General features: G+C 64.3%; 21 protein-coding genes and 1 pseudogene. 16 read left to right on the plus strand and 6 right to left on the minus strand.

Annotation, left to right across the window (positions count from 1 at the left end; genetic code table 11):
- Nucleotides 1-50: 50 nt before the first annotated feature.
- The 3 genes from THIX_RS13225 to THIX_RS13235 all read left to right on the plus strand — a co-directional run bounded on the left by THIX_RS13225 (nt 51) and on the right by THIX_RS13235 (nt 2,423).
- On the plus strand, nt 51-863 hold the full coding sequence (locus tag THIX_RS13225; RefSeq protein ID WP_112486571.1) for an ABC transporter permease: 813 nt from the start codon (nt 51-53) through the stop codon (nt 861-863).
- A 49-nt stretch (nt 864-912) separates the two neighbouring features.
- The gene (locus THIX_RS13230) at nt 913-1,965 is read left to right on the plus strand and encodes an ABC transporter ATP-binding protein (RefSeq protein WP_233224748.1); all 1,053 of its coding nucleotides are present in this window, start codon (nt 913-915) and stop codon (nt 1,963-1,965) included.
- A gap of 71 nt (nt 1,966-2,036) precedes the next feature.
- Entirely contained in the window at nt 2,037-2,423 is a 387-nt protein-coding gene (locus THIX_RS13235; RefSeq protein WP_112486573.1) for a YccF domain-containing protein, read from the plus strand.
- A 125-nt stretch (nt 2,424-2,548) separates the two neighbouring features.
- Here THIX_RS13235 and THIX_RS13240 read toward each other — a convergent pair whose 3' ends face one another.
- From THIX_RS13240 to ompA, 3 genes are all read right to left on the minus strand, one after another.
- Complete coding sequence (locus tag THIX_RS13240) at nt 2,549-3,208, minus strand: HAD hydrolase-like protein (protein ID WP_112488363.1); 660 nt, start codon at nt 3,206-3,208, stop codon at nt 2,549-2,551.
- Nucleotides 3,205-3,900 (minus strand): bifunctional 2-polyprenyl-6-hydroxyphenol methylase/3-demethylubiquinol 3-O-methyltransferase UbiG, encoded by a 696-nt coding sequence (ubiG, locus tag THIX_RS13245; protein ID WP_112486574.1) that lies wholly within the window; start codon nt 3,898-3,900, stop codon nt 3,205-3,207. Before ubiG ends, THIX_RS13240 begins: the two co-directional genes overlap by 4 nt.
- Before the next feature lie 113 nt (nt 3,901-4,013).
- Nucleotides 4,014-4,706 carry an outer membrane protein OmpA gene (gene ompA, locus THIX_RS13250; protein ID WP_112486575.1) on the minus strand — a complete coding sequence of 231 codons (693 nt, stop codon included), beginning with the start codon at nt 4,704-4,706 and terminating at the stop codon, nt 4,014-4,016.
- Between the two features lie 303 nt (nt 4,707-5,009).
- Between ompA and gyrA the strand changes: the two genes are divergently transcribed.
- From gyrA to THIX_RS13315, 13 genes are all read left to right on the plus strand, one after another.
- Nucleotides 5,010-7,622 (plus strand): DNA gyrase subunit A, encoded by a 2,613-nt coding sequence (gene gyrA, locus THIX_RS13255; RefSeq protein ID WP_112486576.1) that lies wholly within the window; start codon nt 5,010-5,012, stop codon nt 7,620-7,622.
- A gap of 19 nt (nt 7,623-7,641) precedes the next feature.
- Nucleotides 7,642-8,736 (plus strand): 3-phosphoserine/phosphohydroxythreonine transaminase, encoded by a 1,095-nt coding sequence (gene serC, locus THIX_RS13260; RefSeq protein WP_112488364.1) that lies wholly within the window; start codon nt 7,642-7,644, stop codon nt 8,734-8,736.
- A 10-nt stretch (nt 8,737-8,746) separates the two neighbouring features.
- Nucleotides 8,747-9,820 carry a prephenate dehydratase gene (gene pheA / locus THIX_RS13265; RefSeq protein WP_112486577.1) on the plus strand — a complete coding sequence of 358 codons (1,074 nt, stop codon included), beginning with the start codon at nt 8,747-8,749 and terminating at the stop codon, nt 9,818-9,820.
- A 55-nt stretch (nt 9,821-9,875) separates the two neighbouring features.
- The gene (gene hisC, locus THIX_RS13270) at nt 9,876-11,003 is read left to right on the plus strand and encodes a histidinol-phosphate transaminase (protein ID WP_112488365.1); all 1,128 of its coding nucleotides are present in this window, start codon (nt 9,876-9,878) and stop codon (nt 11,001-11,003) included.
- A 4-nt stretch (nt 11,004-11,007) separates the two neighbouring features.
- Nucleotides 11,008-11,937, plus strand: coding sequence for a prephenate dehydrogenase/arogenate dehydrogenase family protein (locus THIX_RS13275; protein WP_112486578.1), 930 nt, complete (start codon nt 11,008-11,010; stop codon nt 11,935-11,937).
- The gene (locus tag THIX_RS13280) at nt 11,924-13,900 is read left to right on the plus strand and encodes a bifunctional 3-phosphoshikimate 1-carboxyvinyltransferase/cytidylate kinase (RefSeq protein WP_112486579.1); all 1,977 of its coding nucleotides are present in this window, start codon (nt 11,924-11,926) and stop codon (nt 13,898-13,900) included. Before THIX_RS13275 ends, THIX_RS13280 begins: the two co-directional genes overlap by 14 nt.
- A gap of 72 nt (nt 13,901-13,972) precedes the next feature.
- On the plus strand, nt 13,973-15,685 hold the full coding sequence (rpsA, locus tag THIX_RS13285) for a 30S ribosomal protein S1 (RefSeq protein WP_112486580.1): 1,713 nt from the start codon (nt 13,973-13,975) through the stop codon (nt 15,683-15,685).
- Nucleotides 15,686-15,818: 133 nt separating this feature from the next.
- The gene (locus THIX_RS13290) at nt 15,819-16,145 is read left to right on the plus strand and encodes an integration host factor subunit beta (RefSeq protein WP_112486581.1); all 327 of its coding nucleotides are present in this window, start codon (nt 15,819-15,821) and stop codon (nt 16,143-16,145) included.
- A gap of 195 nt (nt 16,146-16,340) precedes the next feature.
- Nucleotides 16,341-16,661: a lipopolysaccharide assembly protein LapA domain-containing protein gene (locus THIX_RS13295; protein ID WP_112486582.1), complete on the plus strand. Its 321-nt coding sequence runs from the start codon at nt 16,341-16,343 to the stop codon at nt 16,659-16,661.
- Complete coding sequence (gene lapB, locus THIX_RS13300) at nt 16,651-17,823, plus strand: lipopolysaccharide assembly protein LapB (RefSeq protein ID WP_112486583.1); 1,173 nt, start codon at nt 16,651-16,653, stop codon at nt 17,821-17,823. Before THIX_RS13295 ends, lapB begins: the two co-directional genes overlap by 11 nt.
- Nucleotides 17,820-18,749, plus strand: coding sequence for a D-glycero-beta-D-manno-heptose-7-phosphate kinase (gene rfaE1, locus THIX_RS13305; protein ID WP_112486584.1), 930 nt, complete (start codon nt 17,820-17,822; stop codon nt 18,747-18,749). The genes lapB and rfaE1 overlap by 4 nt, the downstream gene beginning before the upstream one ends.
- A gap of 59 nt (nt 18,750-18,808) precedes the next feature.
- The gene (rfaD, locus tag THIX_RS13310) at nt 18,809-19,813 is read left to right on the plus strand and encodes an ADP-glyceromanno-heptose 6-epimerase (protein WP_112486585.1); all 1,005 of its coding nucleotides are present in this window, start codon (nt 18,809-18,811) and stop codon (nt 19,811-19,813) included.
- Between the two features lie 54 nt (nt 19,814-19,867).
- Entirely contained in the window at nt 19,868-20,164 is a 297-nt protein-coding gene (locus tag THIX_RS13315) for a helix-hairpin-helix domain-containing protein (protein WP_112486586.1), read from the plus strand.
- Here the strand turns inward: THIX_RS13315 and THIX_RS24890 are convergent.
- The 3 genes and pseudogenes from THIX_RS24890 to THIX_RS13330 form a co-directional block, all read right to left on the minus strand.
- Nucleotides 20,165-21,099, minus strand: a pseudogene (locus THIX_RS24890) (ROK family protein). It abuts the gene before it with no gap.
- Nucleotides 21,100-21,201: 102 nt separating this feature from the next.
- On the minus strand, nt 21,202-21,921 hold the full coding sequence (locus tag THIX_RS13325; RefSeq protein ID WP_112486587.1) for a GntR family transcriptional regulator: 720 nt from the start codon (nt 21,919-21,921) through the stop codon (nt 21,202-21,204).
- Nucleotides 21,922-22,155 (minus strand): hypothetical protein, encoded by a 234-nt coding sequence (locus tag THIX_RS13330; RefSeq protein WP_146748553.1) that lies wholly within the window; start codon nt 22,153-22,155, stop codon nt 21,922-21,924.
- Nucleotides 22,156-22,301 lie beyond the last annotated feature (146 nt).

Genomic DNA, 22,301 nt, shown 5'->3' on the forward strand with positions numbered 1-22,301 from the left:
CCGGCGCGCAGGCTGACGCCCGAGCTTAGGACGTCGACCTCGAAGCCATCATGAAATCGCGCCGCGGATTGATGTTCTGGATTTTCTGGCTCTCGGGCTGCCTGGTCCTGACCTTCATCTCGTTGCCACTGCTGGCGCTGCTCCTGCGGCCAACGCTCGGGCAACTGCGCGACGCCGCCATGCACGCCGGCATTCGCGATTCGTTTTTGCTGAGTCTAGAAGGCGCGGCGCTGGCAACATCCCTCTCCATGCTGTTCGGCTTGCCGCTTGCATATGTGCTGGCTCGCCAGCGCTTTCGCGGCAAAGCGGTGGTCGAAGCCATGGTCGATTTGCCGCTCACCATTCCCCACACCATTGCCGGAATCGCCTTGCTCCTGGTGTTTTCGCGCAATGGCTGGCTCGGCCCCGCCGCCGCCAGCATTGGCCTGACGTTCTGGGGCACGTTCGCCGGCGTGGTTCTGGCCATGGCTTATGTTGGCCTGCCCTACGCCGTGAACGCCGCGCGTGTCGGCTTCGAGGCGGTCGATCTGCGCATCGAGAAGGCGGCGCGCAGCCTGGGCGCGGGACCATGGGCCACGTTCTACCGTGTCAGCATGCCCCTGGCTTGGCGTGGTGTGATGACGGGGCTGACGCTCTGCTTTGCGCGTGCCATTGGCGAGTTTGCCGCCGTGGTTCTGCTCGCGTACTACCCGATGACGGCGCCCGTGAAAATCTACGACCTGTTCCTCCAGGTCGGCCTGAACGAATCGGTAGCTGCTTCGGTCCTGTTCCTCGTCATCGTGCTCGGCCTGTTCTGGGCTCTGCGTCTGCTGGCTTATGGACGCCACTCGGACCGCCGCGTCGAACCTGCTGCGGCGCGATGAATTGACAACGCAATCGCCGGCACAGCAGACACTCGAGCTGGCTGCCTTGGTGACAACCGTCGGCAGCTACCGCAGCCAGCCCATCAGCTTTCGCCTGGGGCCGGGGCAGACCTTGGCGCTGCTCGGCGGCAACGGCGCCGGCAAAACCACGCTGCTCGAAACCATCGCCGGCTTCCTGAAACCGCGGGCGGGCAAGGTTCTGTTGGCCGGAAGGGATTGCACCCATGCCCCACCCGAAGCCCGACGCGTTGGCTATCTGTTCCAGACGGACGCCCTGTTTCCGCATCTGACCGTCGGCCAAAACCTGCAATTCGGGCGACTTGCCAGCGAGAACCTCGACACCCTGCTCGACCGCTTCGATCTCCGCGCCCTGGCCGCGCGCCGCCCAGGGCAACTGAGCGGCGGCGAGCGCCAGCGCGTGGCCCTGGCAAGAACCCTGGCGGGCAATCCGGATGCCGTGCTGCTGGATGAGCCACTCTCCGCCATTGACCCGGCGACACGCCCAGCCATGCGCGACGAGTTGGCACGCCACTTGCGCGCCTGTTCGGCACCCTCCATCGTCGTCACGCACGATCCGGCCGAGGCCATGGCCCTTGGGCAGCTGGTGGGGGTGATGGATGCGGGCGAACTGCTGCAAATCGGCCCGGCTTCAGCCATGTTCGCGCACCCAGCCCGTCTGCGTTCGGCCCAACTGCTGGGCGTTGAAAACATCTGGCAGGGTGTCGTTGCGGCCTTGCCGGACAACGGCACGGTACGGATAAGCCTCGGCTTGGAACCCGAGGCTTGCTGGATCGAGGCCCTGCGCGGCGATGAGCTTGTCGACTTGCAAATGGGCGCCCGCGTGCGCCTGTGCGTGCGCGCTGCCGACTTGCAACTCATCGCTCCAGGGCAAGCAGCACCAGACAGCCCCAACCAGCTCGAGGTCCGACTTGTCGATCGCACCGACTTGGCTTCGGTCGTGCAACTGCACTGCCGCTTGGGCGGCCGCCTCGACATCCTGGCCTACGCCCTGCCCTGGCAATTGCGAGGCTGGCCCCTGGCGCCTGGCCACGCGCTGCGCTTGCACCTGGCAGCGGGCTCGGTGCATGTGCTGCCTGCATGAACCTCGATGAATCGGATGGGTAGACTGCAAGATCCCCCTGGTTCTCAAGCTCTCCTTCTCAACATAAAGCCATGCGACTCATCGGCAACATCATCTGGCTGGTTCTTGGCGGCTTCTTCATGGGCCTGGCTTGGTGGTTGGCAGCCCTGCTCTGCGCCATCACCATCGTCGGCATCCCCTGGGCGGTCGCGGCATTTCGCATTGGCACATTCAGCTTCTGGCCCTTCGGCCAGCGCGTGGTGGACAAGCCAGAGGGGGCCGTTGCCGCCGGCCTGAGCACCATTGGCAATCTGATCTGGGCCATTTTCTTCGGGTGGTGGCTGGCGTTGGGGCATTTGGTCTCGGCGGTGCTGTGTGCCATCACCATCATCGGCATACCCTTTGCGCTTCAACACATCAAGCTTGCCGCACTTTCATTTTTCCCCTACGGCAAGCAGATCGTCCCCATCGTGGATTGATTGATGTTGGGCCGCGCGAGCGCCCATTGCATTGCGCGCTGAGAAAAAGCACCGCCGCCCGAAGTTCCCTGATCCCCCTCGGGGCGATTAGGGCGATGCGCACGAGGGACTTGTTCAGCGTCGCCTTAGATCAAACCGAGTTGGAGCAGCTGCGTTGGCTCGTCCAGAATGAATTGCGCGCCCCAATGGCGCGGCTCCTGGTGGCCGCAATAGCCATAAGCAGCCGCCACAGCTCCCATGCCAGCCGCATGCGCGGCCTGCATGTCGCGCAAATCATCGCCAACATAAAGGCACTGTTGCGCAGGCACACCGAGCACGGCAGACGCATGCAAAAGCGGATCGGGTGCAGGTTTGGGTTTGGCTGTGGTGTCCCCGCTCACGACACAGCCAGGCGGGAATGGCAGCGGCATACAAGCCAGCAGCTGATGCGTCAGCATGGCCACCTTGTTCGTGACAATGCCCCATGGAATCGCCTGATCCGCCAGTTGCCGCAGGACCCGCTCAACGCCGGGAAACAGGCGCGTGTGGACGCAGATGTCTTGCGCGTAATTGCGCAGAAACTCATCGCGTAGCGGTAGATACCCGGCGTGGTCCGGCCCCAACTCGAAACCGACCTGGATCAGGCCCCGCGCCCCATGCGAAGCCATGGGCCGCAACAACGCCAATGGCAACGCCTCCATGCCTCGCTCCAGGCGCATGCGGTTGAGTGCAGCAGCCAAATCTGGCGCCGTATCGGCCAGCGTTCCGTCCAGGTCGAACAAGATAGCTTGGAAAGGCGGCGTCATGCTGCGCGCCGGCACGCAAAAAAATAATTCACGTCGACATTCGTGCCGAGACGAAATGTCCGGTCCAGCAAGCCGAATTCCAGGCCTTTGAATTCAACGGGCTCCAGGCCCGAGTTCCGTGCCCAGCTTGCAAGCTCGCTGGGCCTGATGAATTTGGCATAGGAATGGGTGCCTTTGGGCAGTAGGCGCAAAAGATATTCAGCGCCCAGAATGGCCATGGCGAACGCCTTGACGTTGCGATTGATGGTGGAGAAAAAGACCCAACCACCAGGGCGCACCAGCATTGCAGCGGCTTGCACGACCGAGGCCGGATTCGGGACGTGCTCCAGCATTTCCATGCAGCACACGACATCGAATTGCCCTTTTTGCTCGGAAGCGAACTGCTCGGCGGAGATCAGCCGGTAGTCCACGGACAGGCCGGACTCCAGTGCATGAAGCCCCGCCACCTTGAGCGCTTTCTCCGCCAGATCGATACCGGTGACCTGCGCGCCGACGGCGGCCATCGACTCGCTGAGTATGCCGCCGCCACAGCCGATATCCAGCACGCGCCGACCGGCCAAGCTGGCATGGCTCAGGATCCAATCCAACCGCACCGGGTTGATGTCATGCAGCGGCTTGAACTCGCCACTCAAATCCCACCAGCGATGCGCCGCATCTCCGAATTTTTTCAACTCCGCAGCTTCAGCATTCATGTTCGATTCCTTCTGGATGTGCTGGAAGATTGTCGACAGCTTTCCATGCTATGCGCCCGGCGCAAAAAAAAGCCCCGCCGAAGCGGGGCTTTTCGAACCGAGACGGATCTTGATTACTTGGTCACAGTGCGTGAGCCAACAATCTCGACCACAGCGCGGCGGTTGGGTGCCTGGCACTCGATCTGTTTCTTGAAGGTGCCCTTGCAGCTCTTGGGGTCGACACGGAAATCGGTCTTGCCCTTGCCTTCGATGTAGATCTTGTCAGCAGGAATGCCCTTGCTCACCAGATAAGCCTTGACCGCTTCAGCACGACGCAGCGAGAGCTTCTGGTTGTAGGCAACGCTGCCGAAGCTGTCGGTGTAGCCGGTGGAGATGACGGTTTCCAGATTGACAGCCTTGATCTTGTCAGCCAGATCGTCCAGCGATTGTTTGCCGGCTGGCTGCAGAACAGCCTTGTTGAACTGGAAGAATGCGTCAGCCGAATAGGTGACCTTCTCGCTCACGGGCACAGGAGCAGGCACGGGGGCAGGTGCCGGGGCTGAAGCCGGGGCAGGTGCCGGGGCTGGAGCCGGAGCAGGTTCCACGGCCTTGGCGACGATGGCACCATCGCAGCCCTCGGCGGCAGTTGCCGGAGTCCAGAAGTTGTCGCGCCAGCACAGAGTGTTGTCCCCATTTTTCCAGACCAGACCGAACGGGTCCTTCCAGTTGTCGATGGTTTTCGCGTCTTGAGCGAAGGCAACCGTGCTTGCTGTGGCGGCTAGCGCCGTCACGACCAGGAGTTTTGCGAATTCGTTGGCTTTAATCATCGTTCTTTCCTCTCAAAAGTAAGGACCGCAATCAATCTTATACAGACATCATAGAGCGTCAAGCCTGCGAGTTACAGACCTGCGCCGGGATCAGTCATCAGCCGTGTCAATTCTGCCACATCGCCTCTGTGAGTTCGATGACATTGATGGACATCACCGATCGGATGCCCTAACCGCAGGCAGCAAGATTCGAGAGTGCGTCATTGCCGATTCAGCCCTAAACCGCGCTGCTACCATTGAAAGCTTGATTTGAAATAGCACTGCTCATGCAAACCCGCAGCAGTGCCCCGCACTGGGTCCCGAATGTCCGCCTACGCCAAAGAAACCCTTCCAGTCAGTCTGGAAGAAGAAATGCGCCGTTCCTACCTGGATTACGCGATGAGCGTGATTGTCGGGCGCGCCCTCCCGGATGTGCGCGACGGCTTGAAACCGGTGCACCGCCGGGTGTTGTTTGCCATGCACGAGCTCAGCAACTCCTGGAACCGGCCGTATAAAAAATCGGCCCGCATCGTGGGCGATGTGATCGGCAAATACCACCCGCACGGCGACCAGTCGGTCTATGACACCATCGTGCGCATGGCGCAGGATTTCTCCTTGCGTTACATGCTGGTGGATGGCCAGGGCAATTTCGGCTCGGTGGACGGCGACAACGCCGCTGCGATGCGCTACACCGAAATCCGTCTGGCCAAGATTGCCCATGAAATGCTGGCCGACCTCGATAAGGAAACAGTGAATTTCGGCCCGAATTACGACGGTTCCGAGCAGGAACCGCTGGTATTGCCGGCGCGTATTCCCAACCTCCTGCTCAATGGTTCGGCCGGCATTGCTGTGGGCATGGCCACCAATATTCCACCGCATAACCTGGGTGAGTTGGTCGACGGCTGCCTGCATCTGCTGCGCCATCCGCAAGCGGATGTCGAAGAACTGATGCAGCACATCCCGGCACCGGACTTCCCGACTGCCGGCATCATTTATGGCCTGACCGGCGTGCGCGACGCCTACCGCACCGGGCGCGGCCGGGTGGTGATGCGCGCACGTTGCCACTTCGAGGACATCGACCGCAGCCAGCGCCAGGCCATCATCGTCGATGAGCTTCCCTACCAGGTGAACAAACGCACCCTGCTGGAACGCATTGCCGAACTGGTGCAGGAGAAAAAACTCGAGGGCATCAGCCACATCCAGGACGAGTCCGACAAGTCGGGCATGCGCGTGGTGATCGAACTCAAGCGCGGTGAACTGGCCGAGGTGGTGCTCAACAAGCTCTACAAGCAGACGCAGTTGCAGGACACCTTCGGCGTCAATATGGTCTGCCTGGTGGACGGGCAGCCGCGCCTGCTGAACCTCAAGCAGATGCTGGCCGCCTTCCTGCAGCACCGGCGCGAGGTCATCACCCGCCGCAGCGTTTTCGAGCTGCGCAAGGCGCGTGAACGCGGCCATGTGCTGGAAGGACTGGCCGTTGCCCTGGCCAACCTCGACCGCATGATCGAGCTGATCAAGGCCGCGCCGACGCCACCCATCGCCAAGGAAGGCCTGTTGGCCGAGGTGTGGGCGCCGGGTGAGGCGCGTGCCATGCTGGCGCGGGTCGAGGGCAACCCCGCTGATTTCCAGCCGGACGACCTGGACCCGCGTTATGGCCTGAAGACCGATGGCTACCACTTGTCCGAGGTGCAGGCCCAGGAAATCTTGCAAATGCGCCTGCAGCGGCTGACTGGCCTGGAGCAGGACAAGATCATGCAGGAATACAAGGATGTCATGGCGCAGGTGGCCGATCTGCTCGACATCCTGGCCAAGCCCGAGCGCATCACCGTCATCATTGCCGACGAATTGGCCGCGCTCAAGGCCGAATTCAACGATGCGCGCCGCTCGACCATCGAGCCGAATGCGACCGAGCTGGACATCGAAGACCTGATCACCCCGCAAGACATGGTGGTGACGATCTCGCACGTCGGCTATATCAAGAGCCAGCCCATGGATGAGTACCGTGCCCAGCGTCGCGGCGGCCGGGGAAAACTGGCCACCGGAACCAAGGAAAACGACTGGATCGATCAGCTTTTCGTCGCCAACACCCACGCCATGCTGTTGTGCTTCTCGAATCGCGGCCGGGTGTACTGGATGAAGGTGTATGAAGCGCCGCAGGGTGGGCGTGGCTCGCGCGGCAGGCCGCTGGTGAATCTGTTCCCGCTGGCGGAAGGCGAAAAAATCACGGCCGTGCTGCCGGTGAAGGCGTTCGACGAGGACCATTTCGTCTTCATGGCCACGGCGCGCGGCACGGTGAAAAAGACGCCGTTGTCGGCCTTCGCCAATCGCCGCACCGCCGGCATCATCGCCTGCGGGCTCGACGATGACGACTACCTCGTGGGTGTGGCCATCACCGACGGTCAGCACGACGTGATGCTGTTTTCCGACTCCGGCAAGGCCGTTCGCTTCGACGAAAACGACGTGCGCCCGATGGGCCGCGAGGCGCGCGGCGTGCGCGGCATGAATCTGGAGGACGGGCAGAAGGTCATCGCCATGCTGGTGGCCGAAGACGAGAGCCAGAGCGTGCTGACGGCCACCGAAAACGGTTTCGGCAAGCGCACTTCCATCGTCGAATACACCCGCCATGGCCGCGGCACCAAGGGCATGATCGCCATCCAGACCAGCGAGCGCAACGGCAAGGTCGTGGCTGCTTGCCTGGTGCGCGCGGAGGACGAGATCATGCTCATCACCGACACGGGCGTGCTGGTCCGCACGCGCGTGGCCGAGATCCGCGAACTCGGCCGGGCCACGCAGGGCGTCACGCTCATCGCTCTGGACGACAAGGCGCAACTCATCGGCGTACAGCGCGTGGCGGAATCGGATGCCCAGGTGATCGAGGCCGAGCCGGGTTCCGAGCCAGGCGTCGAACCGCCGCAAGACTCCAGCGACGATGCCTGAGCGGCTGCCATCCACCATGCTGCAACGCCCCTACAACTTTTCCGCCGGGCCGGCTGCGATGCCGAACGAGGTCTTGCAACAGGCTGCCGCCGAGATGCTGGACTGGCATGGCAGCGGCATGAGCGTGATGGAAATGAGCCATCGTGGCCCGCAATTCGGCAGCATCCTGGCCCAGGCCGAGGCCGACCTGCGGGAACTGCTGGCCATCCCTGCCGACTACCACGTGCTGTTCATGCAGGGCGGCGCGCTGGCCGAAAACGCCATCGTGCCGCTGAATCTGTCGCGCGGGGCCAAGGCGGATTACGTCGTCACGGGTTCGTGGTCGCAGAAAAGCCAGTTGGAAGCGCGCAAATTCTGCGACGTGCATCTGGCAGCAAGCACCCACGACACCACGGGCTACGGTTTGATTCCGCCGCTGGACATGTGGAATCCGCGGCATGACGCGCAGTATCTGCACTACTGCGCCAACGAAACCATCGATGGCGTGGAGTTCCACGTCGCCCCCACCCAGTTCAGCCTGCCACTGGTGGCCGATATGTCGTCCACCATCCTGTCGCGCCCCATCGACGTCGCGGCCCATGCCTGCATCTATGCCGGGGCGCAAAAAAACATCGGCCCGGCCGGCCTCACCCTGGTCGTCGTCCACCGTGACATGCTGGGCCACGCCCTGCCCTCCTGTCCCAGTGCCTTCGACTACGGCGTGGTCGCGAAGAACGGTTCCATGTACAACACCCCACCAACCTATGCCATCTATGTGGCGGGGCTGGTGTTCCAGTGGGTCAAGCGCCAGACCGAAGACGCACTGCGGGGCATCGCCGCCATCGCCGAGCGCAACCGCAAGAAGGCCGATTTGCTCTATGCCTGCATCGACGCCTCGGAGCTGTTTACCAGCCGCGTCGCGCGCGAATGCCGCTCGCGCATGAACGTGCCGTTCTTCCTGCGCGACGAGAGCCTGAACGACGCCTTCCTGCAAGGGACGCAGCAACGCCAACTGCTCCAGCTCAAAGGCCACAAGTCCGTGGGCGGCATGCGTGCCAGCATCTACAACGCCATGCCCTTGGCCGGCGTCCAGGCTTTGGTCGATTACATGCACGAGTTCGAGCGCAGCCACTGACATCCTCCCGATGGATACCGACCTCACACCCCTGCGCGACCGGATCGACGCGATTGACCGCCAATTGCTCGAGCTGCTGAACCAGCGTGCCCGCCACGCCCAGGACATCGGGCAGCACAAGCACCGCGCCGGTCAGCCGGTGTTTCGGCCCGAGCGTGAGCGCGAAGTCATCGCCAAGGTGCTGCAAGCCAACGCCGGCCCGCTGCTGAGCGACGGTGTGACGGCGATCTGGCGCGAAATCATGTCGGCCTGCCGCGCCCTGGAGGTACGTCAGCAGGTGGCTTTTCTCGGCCCGGAGGGAACGTACAGCGAACAGGCAGCGCGCCAGTTTTTCGGCTCCAGCTGCAACTTCGCTGCCTGTACCGATCTGGATGAGGTCTTCCGCAGCCAGCTCAGCGGCAGCAGTGCCTTTGCGGTGGTGGCCATCGAAAACTCCACCGAAGGCGCAGTCGCCCGCACGCTGGATTTGCTGCTGGCGCATCCCGTGCAGATTTGCGGCGAAATCAGCCTCACCATCCACCACAACTTGCTGCGCCGGCACGACGGGCTTGACGGCGTCACCGCCGTGCTGGCACATCCTCAGGCCCTGGCGCAGTGTCGGCAATGGCTGGACAAGAACCTACCCGGCGTCGAGCGCCGCGCTGTGTCGAGCAACGCCGAAGGAGCGCGCCTGGCCGCGCATGACGCGAGCCTGGCCGCGATTGCCGGTGAGCAGGCTGCGAGCCAATACGCGCTGCAGGTTGCCGCCCCGCGCATTCAGGACGAGGCGCAGAACCGCACCCGTTTCGTCGTGCTCGGTGGCCAGCCCACCCAGCCCAGCGGACATGACCGCACCAGCCTGATCCTCGCCGTGCCGAACCGTGCCGGCGCCGTGTTCGGCATGCTCAAGCCGCTGGCCGATCATGGTGTGAGCATGAGCCGCTTCGAATCGCGCCCGGCCCGCTCCGGCTCCTGGGAATATTTTTTCTACGTCGACATCGAAGGCCACCAGGACGACGCCCGCGTCGCGCGAGCGCTCGAGGCCCTGCGTCAATCCTGCGCCTTCTTCAAAAACCTCGGCTCCTACCCCATCGGGCGGGAATGACTGCAAGCGCCTTTTGCAGAAATGCCAGCCGCAACCACCTGAATCGCCCATCACCATGCCCACATCGTCCAGCGCTCCGCAATGGGGCACCGATTACGTCCGCACCATCTCGCCCTACGTGGGCGGCCGGCCGATTGCGGAAGTTGCCCGCGAAATCGGCATGGACGAGACCCGCATCGTCAAGCTCGCCTCGAACGAAAACCCGCTGGGCATGTCGCCCGCTGCGCGCCAGGCCATCGTCGATGCGCTGGCCGAATCGCCCCGCTACCCCGACAACGACAGCTATGCCCTGCGCCAGGCGCTGGCCGCGCACCTGGGCGTGCCGGCCGACTGGATCGTGCTGGGCCACGGCTCCAGCGACATTCTGGAAATGGCCGCACGCGCCTTGCTGAGCGAGGGTGATTCCTGCGTCTATTCGCAGTACGGCTTCATCGTCTATCCGCTGGCGGTGCAGCAGGCCGGAGCGCGGCACATCGTCGTGCCGGCCCGCGATTACGGCCACGACCTGCCGGCCATGGCAGCCGCCATCGAGCCGTCCACCCGGCTGGTGTTCGTGGCCAACCCCAACAACCCCACCGGCACCCTGGCGTCGGCCGAGGCGATCGCCGCCTTCCTGCAGCGCGTGCCGCCGGACGTGGTCGTGGTGCTGGACGAGGCCTATGTCGAATACCTCGACCCGGCACTGCGCACCGACAGCATCGCGCTGCTGCGCAAGCATCCCAATCTGGTCGTGTCCCGCACCTTTTCCAAGGCTTATGGCCTCGCGGGTTTGCGCATTGGCTACGCCGCGGCGCACCCGGCATTGGCCGACGTGCTCAACCGCGTGCGCTCGGCTTTCAATACCAGCACGGTGGCGCAGGCCGCCGCGCTTGCTGCCCTCGCCGATGCCGACTTCCTGCAACGCGCCGTGGAGGTCAACCGCACCGGCATGGCCCAACTGACGGCAGCTTTTGACGAACTCGGCTTGCGCCACTTGCCTTCGCACGGCAACTTCGTGCTGGTGCGCATGGGGGAAGACGACCAAGCCGGCGCCCGCATCAACGCAGCCCTGCTCAAGCAGGGCGTGATCGCCAGACCGGTGGGGAATTACGGCCTGGGCCCATGGCTGCGCATTTCGGTGGGGCTGGAGACCGAAAATACGCGCTGCATCGGGGCGCTGCGCAGCGCCCTTGGGGCGCACTGAATCCATGGACACCTTGATCGGTACCTACGCCGACACTCCCGCGAAACCGCAGTTCAAACGTCTGGCCATTCTGGGCGTGGGCCTGCTGGGTGGCTCGTTCGCCTTGGCGGCCAAGCATGCAGGCCTGGCGCAGGAAATCGTGGGCTACAGCAAGTCGCCCTCCACCATCAAGGCGGCGAAAGCGGCCAAGGTCATCGACCACGGCGCCGACTCGGCGCTGCATGCCGCCACCGGCGCCGACCTGATCCTGCTGGCCGTGCCGGTCTCGGCCATCGGCCCCCTGCTCAAGCAGATTCGCATCGGCCTGTCGCCCCACGCCCTGGTGATGGATGTCGGCAGCACCAAGGGCGATGTGGCCGCCGCCGCGCAGGAGGCTCTGGGCGAAGTGGCCAGCCGCCAGTTCGTCCCTTGCCACCCCATTGCCGGGGGCGAGCACAGCGGGGTGCAGTACGCACGCTCGGCGCTGTTCGATGGCCGCCGCGTCGTCATCACGCCGATGGCCAACAACCCCGACCGTTTCGTCGAGGTCGCTTTGCAAATCTGGGAGGCGGTCGGCGGCGTCGTGTCCATCATGGACCCATCCGAGCACGATGCCGCTTTCGCGGCCGTGAGCCATCTACCCCACCTGGTGGCCTTCGCCTACGTCTACGCCATGGCGCGCCAGCCCAAGGGCGGCAGCTATTTGCAGCTCGCCGGCCCTGGCTTTCGCGACTTCACCCGCATCGCCGCCAGCGACCCCACCCTGTGGCGCGATGTGTTCAGCGCCAACAGCGCCGAGACCCTGCAGCAATTGCAGTTGTTCAAGCAGGCCATCGCCGGCTTCGAGGCGCAGATGCGCCAGGGCAACTGGAGCGTGCTGGAGTCCCTCATTCGCCAAGCCAGCCAGTCGCGCAAGGACTGGGCCTCGCCGTCTCCCGCCGATGACATCGCCTGAATTTCTCGACCTGCCCCCGCTGATCGGCGCCGGCGGCACGGTTCGCCTGCCCGGCTCCAAAAGCATTTCCAACCGCGTGCTTCTGCTGGCCGCGCTGGCCAGCGGCACGACTGACATCACCGGTCTGCTCGATTCCGACGACACCCGCGTGATGCTCGCCGCGCTGCACGCGCTGGGCGTGAAGGTGGAGCAGAGCGACGCCGTCACCCTGGTGCACGGTTGCGGCGGCCGCTTTCCTGTGGGCAAGGCCGATTTGTTCATGGGCAACGCCGGAACCGCCATCCGCCCGCTCACCGCGGCGCTCGCGCTGCTTGGCGGCGGCTACACCCTGCGTGGCGTGCCTCGCATGCACGAGCGCCCGATCGGCGATCTGGTCGACGCCTTGCGCGCCATAGGCTGCGACGTTGAATACGGCGCCCAGCCCGGCTACCCGCCGCTGCGCATCGGCATGGGACTGGTCGATATCGCCGCCCCCATCCGCGTCCGCGGCGATGTCTCCAGCCAGTTCCTCACGGCCCTGCTGCTGGCGCTGCCGCTGGTGGCTGGCGCGCGCGACATCACCATCGAAGTCGTCGGCACGCTGATTTCACGCCCTTATGTGGACATCACGCTGAAGCTGCTGGCGCGCTTCGGCGTGCAGATCGAGCACCAGAACTGGCAGCGTTTCATCATCGCTGCCGGCAGCCGCTACGTCAGTCCCGGGCGCATCGCGGTGGAGGGCGACGCCTCCTCCGCATCGTATTTCCTGGCCGCCGGCGTGCTCGGCAGCCTGCACGGCCAGGGCGAAGCCGTGCGGGTGGAGGGCGTGGACGCCCGCAGCATTCAGGGCGACGTGGAATTTGCCCATGTGCTCGAACGCCTGGGGGCGAACGTCGAATGGGGCGATGGCTACATCGCCACGCGTGGCCTGCAAACCGGGCGCAGCCAACTGGCGGGAGGGGAAATCGACTGCCTGGCGATACCCGACGCCGCCATGACCCTGGCCCTCACCGCCCTGTTTGCCGCGTCTCCCACCCTGCTGACCGGCATCGGCAGCTGGCGGGTGAAAGAAACCGATCGCATCGCCGCCATGGCCACCGAACTCGCCAAGATCGGCGCCCATGTCCAGTCCGGCGATGATTGGCTGCGCATCGAACCCTTGGCCGATGCGCACTGGCGCAACGCCAGCATTGCCACTTACGACGACCACCGCATGGCCATGTGCTTCTCGCTGGCCAGCTTCGGGCCGGCTGACATCCGCATCCTCGAACCCGGCTGCGTCTCCAAGACTTTCCCCGGCTATTTCCTGACCTTCGCCGCGATGGCGCGCCCCGTTCCCGTCATCACCATCGACGGCCCCACCGCATCCGGCAAAGGCACGGTGGCTTCGCATCTGGCGCAAGCCCTGGGCTTTCACTACCTCGACTCGGGCGCGCTGTACCGCGCCACCGCCCTGCTGGCGCAGCGCCAGGGCATTGCGCTGGACGACGAAGCGGCGCTGGCCGAGCTGGCCCGGCACCTGCCCATCCGCTGCGAAGGCAGCGCCGTGTGGCTGGGGCCGGAAAACGCCAGCGAGGCCATACGCACCGAAGCCGTTGGTCAGGCGGCCTCCACGCTCTCGGCTCTGCCCGCCGTGCGGCGCGCCTTGCTCGAGCTGCAGCACAGCCTGCGCCGGGCGCCGGGCCTGGTGGCGGACGGGCGCGACATGGGCACCGTGGTGTTCCCGGGAGCGCAGCTCAAGGTGTTTCTCACCGCCGACGCTCATGCGCGCGCGCAGCGGCGGTATAAGCAATTGATTTCTAAAGGGATTTCAACTACAATATTCAACGTTTTGCACGAGCTCGAACAACGCGATGCGCGCGATACCCAGCGCAGTGTTGCGGCCCTCAAGCCCGCGCAGGATGCGCTGCCCCTCAACACCTCCGAGCTCGACGTCGATCAGACCGTGCATCAGGTGCTGCAGTGGTGGCGTCAACGTTCCTGAGTTCGCGCAGCAGCCGTACTCAGGTTGTGCAACCAACCCCGCGGGGCCACCTGCGGATTTGCGAGTCTGTCCATGTCAGTCAACCCTAGCGCCAGCACGTCTGGCGAATCTTTCGCCGCTCTGTTCGAAGAGTCGCTCAAGACGCGCGATATGCGCACCGGTGAGGTCATCACCGCAGAAGTGGTCGGTGTCGATCCCAACTTCGTGATCGTCAACGCCGGCCTGAAGTCGGATGCCTACATCCCCCTCGAAGAATTCAAGAACGACCATGGCGAAATTGAAGTCAAGGTCGGCGATTTCGTTTCGGTCGCCATCGATGCGCTCGAAAACGGCTATGGCGACACCATGCTGTCGCGCGACAAGGCCAAGCGCCTGGCCTCCTGGATGTCCTTGGAAAAGGCGCTCGAATCGGGCGAGTTCGCTCAAGGCACCGTGACCGGCAAGGTCAAGGGCGGCCTGACCGTGATGATCAACGGCATTCGCGCCTTCCTGCCCGGCTCCCTGCTCGACACCCGCCCGGTGAAGGACACCACGCCGTACGAAAACAAGACCATGGAGTTCAAGGTCATCAAGCTCGACCGCAAGCGCAACAACGTCGTGCTGTCGCGTCGTGCCGTGGTCGAAGCCAGCCAGGGCGAAGAACGCGCCAAGCTGCTGGAGAACCTCAAGGAAGGCCAGATCGTCACCGGCGTGGTCAAGAACATCACCGACTACGGCGCTTTCGTCGACCTCGGCGGCATCGACGGCCTGCTGCACATCACCGACCTGGCCTGGCGTCGTGTGCGCCACCCCAGCGAAGTGGTCACACCCGGCCAGGAAGTCACCGCCAAGGTGCTCAAGTACGACGTGGAAAAGAACCGCGTCTCGCTCGGCCTCAAGCAAATGGGCGACGACCCCTGGGTTGGCGTGGCGCGCCGTTACCCGGCCAGCACCCGTCTGTTCGGCAAGATCACCAATCTCACCGACTACGGCGCGTTCGTCGAGATCGAGCCCGGCATCGAAGGTCTGGTGCACGTTTCTGAGATGGACTGGACCAACAAGAACGTGGCCCCCAGCAAGATTGTCCAGCTCGGCGACGAAGTGGAAGTGCAAGTGCTGGAAATCGACGAAGACCGTCGCCGCATCAGCCTGGGCATGAAGCAGTGCCGCGCCAACCCCTGGGACGAGTTCGCCGCCAACCACAAGCGTGGCGACAAGGTCACGGGTCCGGTCAAGTCCATCACCGACTTCGGCGTGTTCATCGGCCTGCCAGGCGGGATCGACGGCCTCGTGCACATGTCCGACCTGTCTTGGAACGAGACCGGCGAAGCCGCCGTGCGCAACTACAAGAAGGGCCAGGAGGTCGAGGCGCTGGTTCTTGGCATCGACATCGAGCGTGAGCGCATTTCCCTTGGCATCAAGCAGATGGAAGGCGATCCGTTCATGAACTTTGCCGCCATGAACGACAAGGGCAAGGTTGTCGAAGGCACCGTCAAATCCGTGGATGCGAAGGGCGCCACCATCGACCTCGGCGACGACATCGAAGGCTATCTGCGCGCCTCCGAAATCTCGCGCGACCGCGTCGAAGATGCCCGCAACTTGCTGAAAGAAGGCGACCAGGTCTCGGCCATGGTCATCAACATCGACCGCAAGAACCGCAGCATCCAGCTCTCGGTCAAGGCCAAGGACAGCGTGGACCAGCAAGAGGTCATGAACCGCCTGGCCGGCGAGCAGCGCGAAGCCACGGGCACCACCAATCTGGGGGCCCTGCTGCGCGCCAAGCTCGACAATCAGCAACAAGAGTAAGTTGTTTTGGAACGAGCGCCCGCCGGCCACAAGTCAGGCGGGCGTTTTTTTAAGCGGTCTGTTAAGCGATGAATTCAAAAATCCATTCGAAACGGGTCCATCCAATCCACCTGCTGCAACTTCAACCCTTGCCATGACCCGTTCCGATCTGGTGGATTTGCTTGCCGAGCGCTTTGCTCAACTGACCCATCGCGATGCCGAGTTGGCCGTGAAGACGATACTCGACGCGCTATCCGACGCGCTGGAAAACAGCCACCGCGTCGAGATTCGCGGCTTCGGCAGTTTTTCCGTCAGCCATCGTCCCGCACGCATCGGCCGCAACCCGCGTTCCGGCGAACAAGTCATCGTGCCGGAAAAGCGCATGCCCCATTTCAAACCGGGCAAGTCCTTACGCCTGCTGGTCGACCAGCCCGAGGCTGCTGCCTCGACGCCAGCCTCCAACCTCAAATCCAGCACCTGAGCCACAAAGCGGCTGGCCTTTCACGCGCCCGCATGGGCCGATCGGCCCATGCGGCAGGCCATCAGTTCGACACGACAAGCCGCTCGCGCCAAGCCGTCGCGACCACGGCCGTCTTCCCCAGGATTTCCCTTCGCGCCCGCCGCCTAAAATGCGCGCTACTGCGCACTCCACGCGCGGTCTTTCGAACTCTTACCCATGCGCGCCCTCAACTGGTTCGTCCGTCTGATTCTGTTCCTGCTGCTGTTCGGCCTGGCGCTGAACAACCTGGAGCCCACGGTTCTCCATTTGCTGTTCGGCACGCAATGGACCGCCCCGCTGTTCGTATTGTTGCTGGCAGCGTTCACGTTGGGCGCCGTGCTCGGAGCCCTGGCCATGCTGCCGGGCTGGATGCGTGCGCGTCGCACCCAGGTCGCTCGAAATCCTGGTCCCAACATGCCAGCGCTGGAGCCCCAGGAGCAAGCGCCCGTGCGGTCTGTGCCCACCGCCATCGACGGAAGCACGCCCGATGGAGTTTGAGCTGTGGTGGCTGCTCGCGCTGCCCATCACCTTTGGGCTGGGCTGGTTGGGTTCCAGGCTGGATCTGCGTCAATGGAAGCGTGAGAGCGAGCTCAAGCGCGACGCTCCCCTGTCCTATTTCCGTGGCCTGAATTTCCTGCTCACCGAGCAGCAGGATAAAGCGATCGACGCCTTCATCGAGGCCGTCACCGCCGACCCGAACACGGTGGATTTGCACTTCGCGCTCGGCAACCTGTTCCGCCGGCGCGGCGAGTACGAACGTGCCGTGCGCGTGCACCAGAATCTGCTGTCGCGCAACGACCTTCCCGCTGCCGAACGGCAGCGCGCCCAGATCGCGCTCGCGCAGGATTTTTTCAAGGCGGGTCTGCTCGACCGTGCCGAAGCTGTCTACACCACGCTGGCGGCATCGCCCTACAAGTCCGAGGCGCTGGCGGCCTTGCTGCAAATTCACGAACGCACCAAGGAATGGCCGCGCGCCATCGACATCGCCGGCCAACTCGAACGTCTGGGCGCCGGCAGCTATGGCCGGCAGATCGCGCATTACTGGTGCGAACTCGGCCTGCAACGTCAGCAGTCGGGTGACATCCAGGGCATGCAGGAGGCGCTGGAGCAGGCGGTGCAGGCGCAGCCCCAGGCGGTACGGCCCTGGCAATTGCGCGCCGCCATCGCCCAGCAGCAAGACAACCCGCCGCAGGCACTCGAGCACTTGCGCCACATTGCGCAAATGCAGCCCGATTTCACCGCGCTCGTCGCGCTGGATGCAGCGCGTTTGTTCCAGCAACTCGGCCAAGCCGATGCCGGCCGCGCCTGGCTGCTGGCCCAGTTGCAGGACTACCCCGCCATCGATGTGCTCGATGCCGTGCTTCTGCTCGAAGCCGACGCCAGCGAGCGTTACCACCTGGCGCTCTCGTATTTGCAGACCCACAAGAGCCTGCTGTCCGCGCGCCGCGTGCTCGACCAGTCCAGCACCGCCTTGTCGCCCGAACCGGCGCGGCTGGCGCTGGCGCAAGCCGTGGAAGGCGCGCTCAAAACCCGGCAGCGCTACCGTTGCGCCGCCTGCGGCTTCGAGGCGCGCAATTACACCTGGCATTGCCCGGCCTGCCAGGGCTGGGAAACGTATCCGCCGCGCCGCACCGAAGAACTCCAACTCATCACTCCATGACCGCCGATCAACTCGCCAAGGCCCGCGTGCTCGTCGTGGGCGACGTCATGCTCGACCGCTACTGGTTCAGCGCCGTCGAGCGCATCTCGCCCGAAGCGCCGGTGCCGGTGGCGCTGGTGCAGCGCGAGGAGGACCGCATGGGCGGCGCCGCCAATGTGGCGCTCAATGCCGCCAGCCTCGGTGCCCAGACCACGCTGCTGTCGGTGGTGGGCTCGGACGACGCCGGACGGCGCCTGGCCCATCTCGTCACCGACTCGCCCATCCGCAGCGCCATGCGCCAGGTCGTGGGGCTCAGGACCACGATGAAACTGCGCGTGGTCTCGCGTCAGCAGCAACTCATCCGCATGGACTTCGAGTCCAAGCCCGACCACGAGGTGCTGCTCGACCTGATGGACCGCTACGAGCAGGAACTCGACCTGCACGACGTGGTGCTGCTGTCCGACTACGGCAAGGGCGGGCTCACCCATGTGGCGCGCATGCTCGAAATGGCGCGGCTGCGCGGCAAGCCGGTGCTGGTCGACCCCAAGGGGCGCGACTACTCGCGCTACAAGGGCGCCACGCTCGTCACCCCCAACCGCGCCGAGTTCGCGCTCGCCACCGGCGACTGGCAAGGCGAGGCCGAGCTGCAACAGCATGCCGACAAGTTGCGCGCCGCGCTCGGGTTGCAGGCCGTGCTCGTCACCCGCGCGGAAGACGGCATGAGCTTGTTCACCGACGCCGGCCACTTGCACGTGCAGGCCGCGGCCAAGGAGGTGTTCGACGTCTCGGGCGCGGGCGACACCGTCATCGCCACCCTGGCCGTGATGCTCGGCGCCGGCAGCAGCCTGGAAGAGGCGGTACGCACCGCCAACCGCGCCGCCGGCATCGTCGTCGGCAAGCTAGGCACCGCCAGCGCCACGCCCGCCGAACTCTGGCCGCAGCCCTGAATGTGCCGCCCCGATTCGGATTCACACGCAAGAGCCCACGTAAGAGCGCACGCCCCACCATGACCCAGCGCATCATCGTCACCGGCGCGGCCGGCTTCATCGGCAGCAACATCGTGCGCGGCCTGAATGCACGCGGCATCACCGACATCATCGCCGTCGACAACCTCACCCAGGCCGATAAATTCCACAATCTGGTGGATGTGCAGATCAGCGACTATCTCGACAAAACCACCTTCTACGCCGACTTCGCGCAAGGCCGTTTCGGCAAGGTCGAAGCCATCTTCCACCAAGGCGCCTGCTCCGACACCATGGAGCGCAACGGCCGCTACATGCTGGACAACAATTACGCCGCAAGCAAGCTCTTGCTCGACGCCTGCCAGGCCAGCGGCACGCGCCTGCTCTACGCCTCCAGCGCCGCCACTTATGGCGGCTCCACCAGCTTCATCGAGCAGCCGCAGTTCGAGCGCCCGCTCAACGTCTACGGCTATTCCAAGCTGCTGTTCGACCAAGTGGTGCGCCGCGCCCTGCCTGCGGCGCGCAGCCAGGTTGCCGGGTTTCGCTACTTCAACGTCTACGGTCCCGGCGAGCAGCACAAGGGCCGCATGGCCTCGGTGGCGTTTCACCACTTCAACCAATACCGCAGCGACGGCAAGGTGAAGCTGTTCGGCAGCTACGGCGGCTACGGCCCCGGCGCTCAAATGCGCGACTTCGTCTACATCGACGACGTCGTCGCAGTGAACCTCTGGTTCTTCGATCACCCGCAGCACAGCGGTGTGTTCAACCTCGGCAGCGGCCGCGCCCAGCCCTTCAACGACGTGGCCTACGCCGTCATCAACAGCCTGCGTGCCGCGCACGCACTGCAAGCGCTGAGCCTGGAGCAGATGGTGCGGGACAAGCTGGTGGAGTACATCGACTTCCCCGCCGCCCTGGTCGGCAAATACCAATGCCATACCGAGGCTGACCTACAAAACCTGCGCGCCACCGGTTGCAACCATGTCTTCACCGACGTCGCCATGGGCGTGGGCAGTTATGTGCGGCACCTGCTGCAACATCTGCCGCATTGACGCTGTGGCGCTTCTCTCCAACCGCACCAAGCCCCACCCCGCAGGATCGACGCCATGAAAACCGCCCTTCTCCGCGCCATGCTGAAAGGCGGCCTGCTCGCCCTGGCCGCAACCGCGCACGCTGCCACCGAGGTCAACACCGCAACCCAGTCGGAACTGGAAAGCATCCATGGCTTGGGCGTCACGCGGGTCGAGCAAATTCTCGCGGAGCGCGAGCACAACGGCCCTTACACCGACGCCGCCGATCTGGCGCGGCGCATCCCGGGTCTGGGCCGCAAGTCGGTGCGGCAGTTGCAGGAAAACGGCTTGAGCATCAACAGCCAGACAGCAGCACCTTCGCCTGACAACTGATCAGCGCTGGCTCCACAGCCAGGCCGCTCCGCGCACGCCGGACGAGTCGCCGTGCTGCGCGGGCAGCAAGCGGCTGCGCACCGCATCCGAAAACACCCACGCGCCCCAGCGAAACGGCACCTCGGCGTACAACTCCGCCACATTGCTCATGCCGCCACCCAGCACGATCACATCCGGGTCGAGGAGGTTGATGACGACGCCAAGCCCCCGCGCCAGCCGGTCGCAATAGCGGGTGAAACTCGCCCGCGCCGCAGCATCACCCGCGCGCATGGCAGCGATGATGTCGGGCGCAGTCAAGGACTGCCCGGTGTGCGCCGCATGGTCGGCGGCAAAACCCGGACCGCTCAGCCAGGTTTCGATGCAACCCAGTTGCCCGCACCAGCAATGCGGCCCTGGCAGTTCACGCCACGCTGTGGGTGGGCGCGGCCAGGGCAAGGGGTTGTGGCTCCACTCCCCGCCGATGGCGTTCGCGCCCAGCCAATCGACACCGCCGATGGCGATGCCGGCACCCACGCCAGTGCCCAGAATCACCCGAACACCATGCGCGCACCCTGCCCCGCGCCGTCCACCGCCTCGCTCACCGCCAGGCAGTTGGCGTCGTTGCGCACCCGCACCGGGCGCGCCAGCGCCTGCTCCAGATCGCGCAGCAGGGGCTGGCCGTTGAGCGCGGTGGAGTTGGCATTGCGAATCAGCCCGCTCGTCGGCGACAGCGATCCTGGAATCGCCACGCCCACAGGCAGCGCGCTCGCCCCGATCCGCCCCAGCCGCGCATCCGCCAAGGCCACCAACTCCGTCATCACCCGCAGCGTGCCCGCATAGTCGCCTTGCGGCGTGGCCTGCCGCTCGCGCAGCAGAAAGCGCCCCTGCGCATCGAGCGCGGCGACTTCGATCTTGGTGCCGCCAAGGTCGATACCGAGAAAAACATCAGGCGTCATGGCGATGGTCAAAGTCGTGTTCTGGATAGGCAAGGTTTCGCATCATGACCGTGTCGGATTGCGCGCACACCCCGTGGAAGCCGGGCCTAGTTCAGCGCCGGCTCAATCCAGAAACTCGCAATGGGCTTCGACGTGGTCTGCAAGGTCAAGCGAATGCTGGCGCACCAGCTTTTCCGCCAGCTCCGTGTCGCGCTGTTCCAGCGCCTCGATGATGCGCAGGTGATCGACGATCGAGCGCGAGGCGCGGTCGCTTTGCGAAATGGTCATGCGCCGGATCGCCCGGACATGGATGAAGATGTTCTTGATAGCCTCCATGATGACCTGCGATTTCGACAACTGCACGATGGCTTGGTGAAAGGCGATGTTGGCGTCCGAATATTCCTGGATATGTTCGGCGGGGGTCGTGTCGCGGAAGTTGTCAAACATGTGCCGCAGCGACCGGATCTCCTCGTCGCTGGCCCGTTTGGTGGCCAGGCGCGCAGCCATGCTTTCGAGCGCTGCCCACATCTGGATCATTTCGACGATTTCGCGCTTGGTCTTGCGCACGACATAGATGCCGCGCCGCGGCACCATGCGCAGGAAGCCCTCCTGCTCGAGCAGGGTCATGGCCTCGCGGATCGGGGTGCGGCTGACGCCCAGCGCCTCGCTCAGGACGCGCTCGTCGAGACGGATTTCCTCGCGTGTCTGGTAGATGTCGGCATCGGCAATCGCCTGGCGCAGCATGGCATAGGCCTGATCGCGCAGGCTCGCGACCGGGTTGATCGGCTGCAGCGACCGGGTCAGGGTGTTGACCCGTGCTTCAGTTGGAGAAATGATGGACATTCATCGACCCGTACTGTGCTTGCAAATGCCCCGGCCAAGCGCCTGGGCGACGCTGCCGGCGAGCCGTGGGAGTTCCTGTGAAGGCTCATCCGCCTTCACAGGAATGCTGTCGGCCAGCAAAAACGTCGCAGCCGAACCTGCCGCGATCAACTCGATGGCGAAAATGAACAACGATGACGTATCCATGAAAATTCCCGATCCTGCTCGATGCAAAAGTGGTTGAGAAGTTTTCATTCTACGCTGCGCTGCAACAAAATTTCAACGTATCCTTGATACAGTATACAAAAAACAACGAGCCTTGCCCACGTTCTTTGCGACCCCTGAAAACCTGCACGGGCCATGACCATGGCCTGCAACACGGCGCGGGCCTGCGTTCGGCA

It is taken from the genome of Thiomonas sp. X19, from assembly GCF_900089495.1.
In the GTDB taxonomy this organism is placed as follows: Bacteria; Pseudomonadota; Gammaproteobacteria; order Burkholderiales; family Burkholderiaceae_C; genus Thiomonas_A.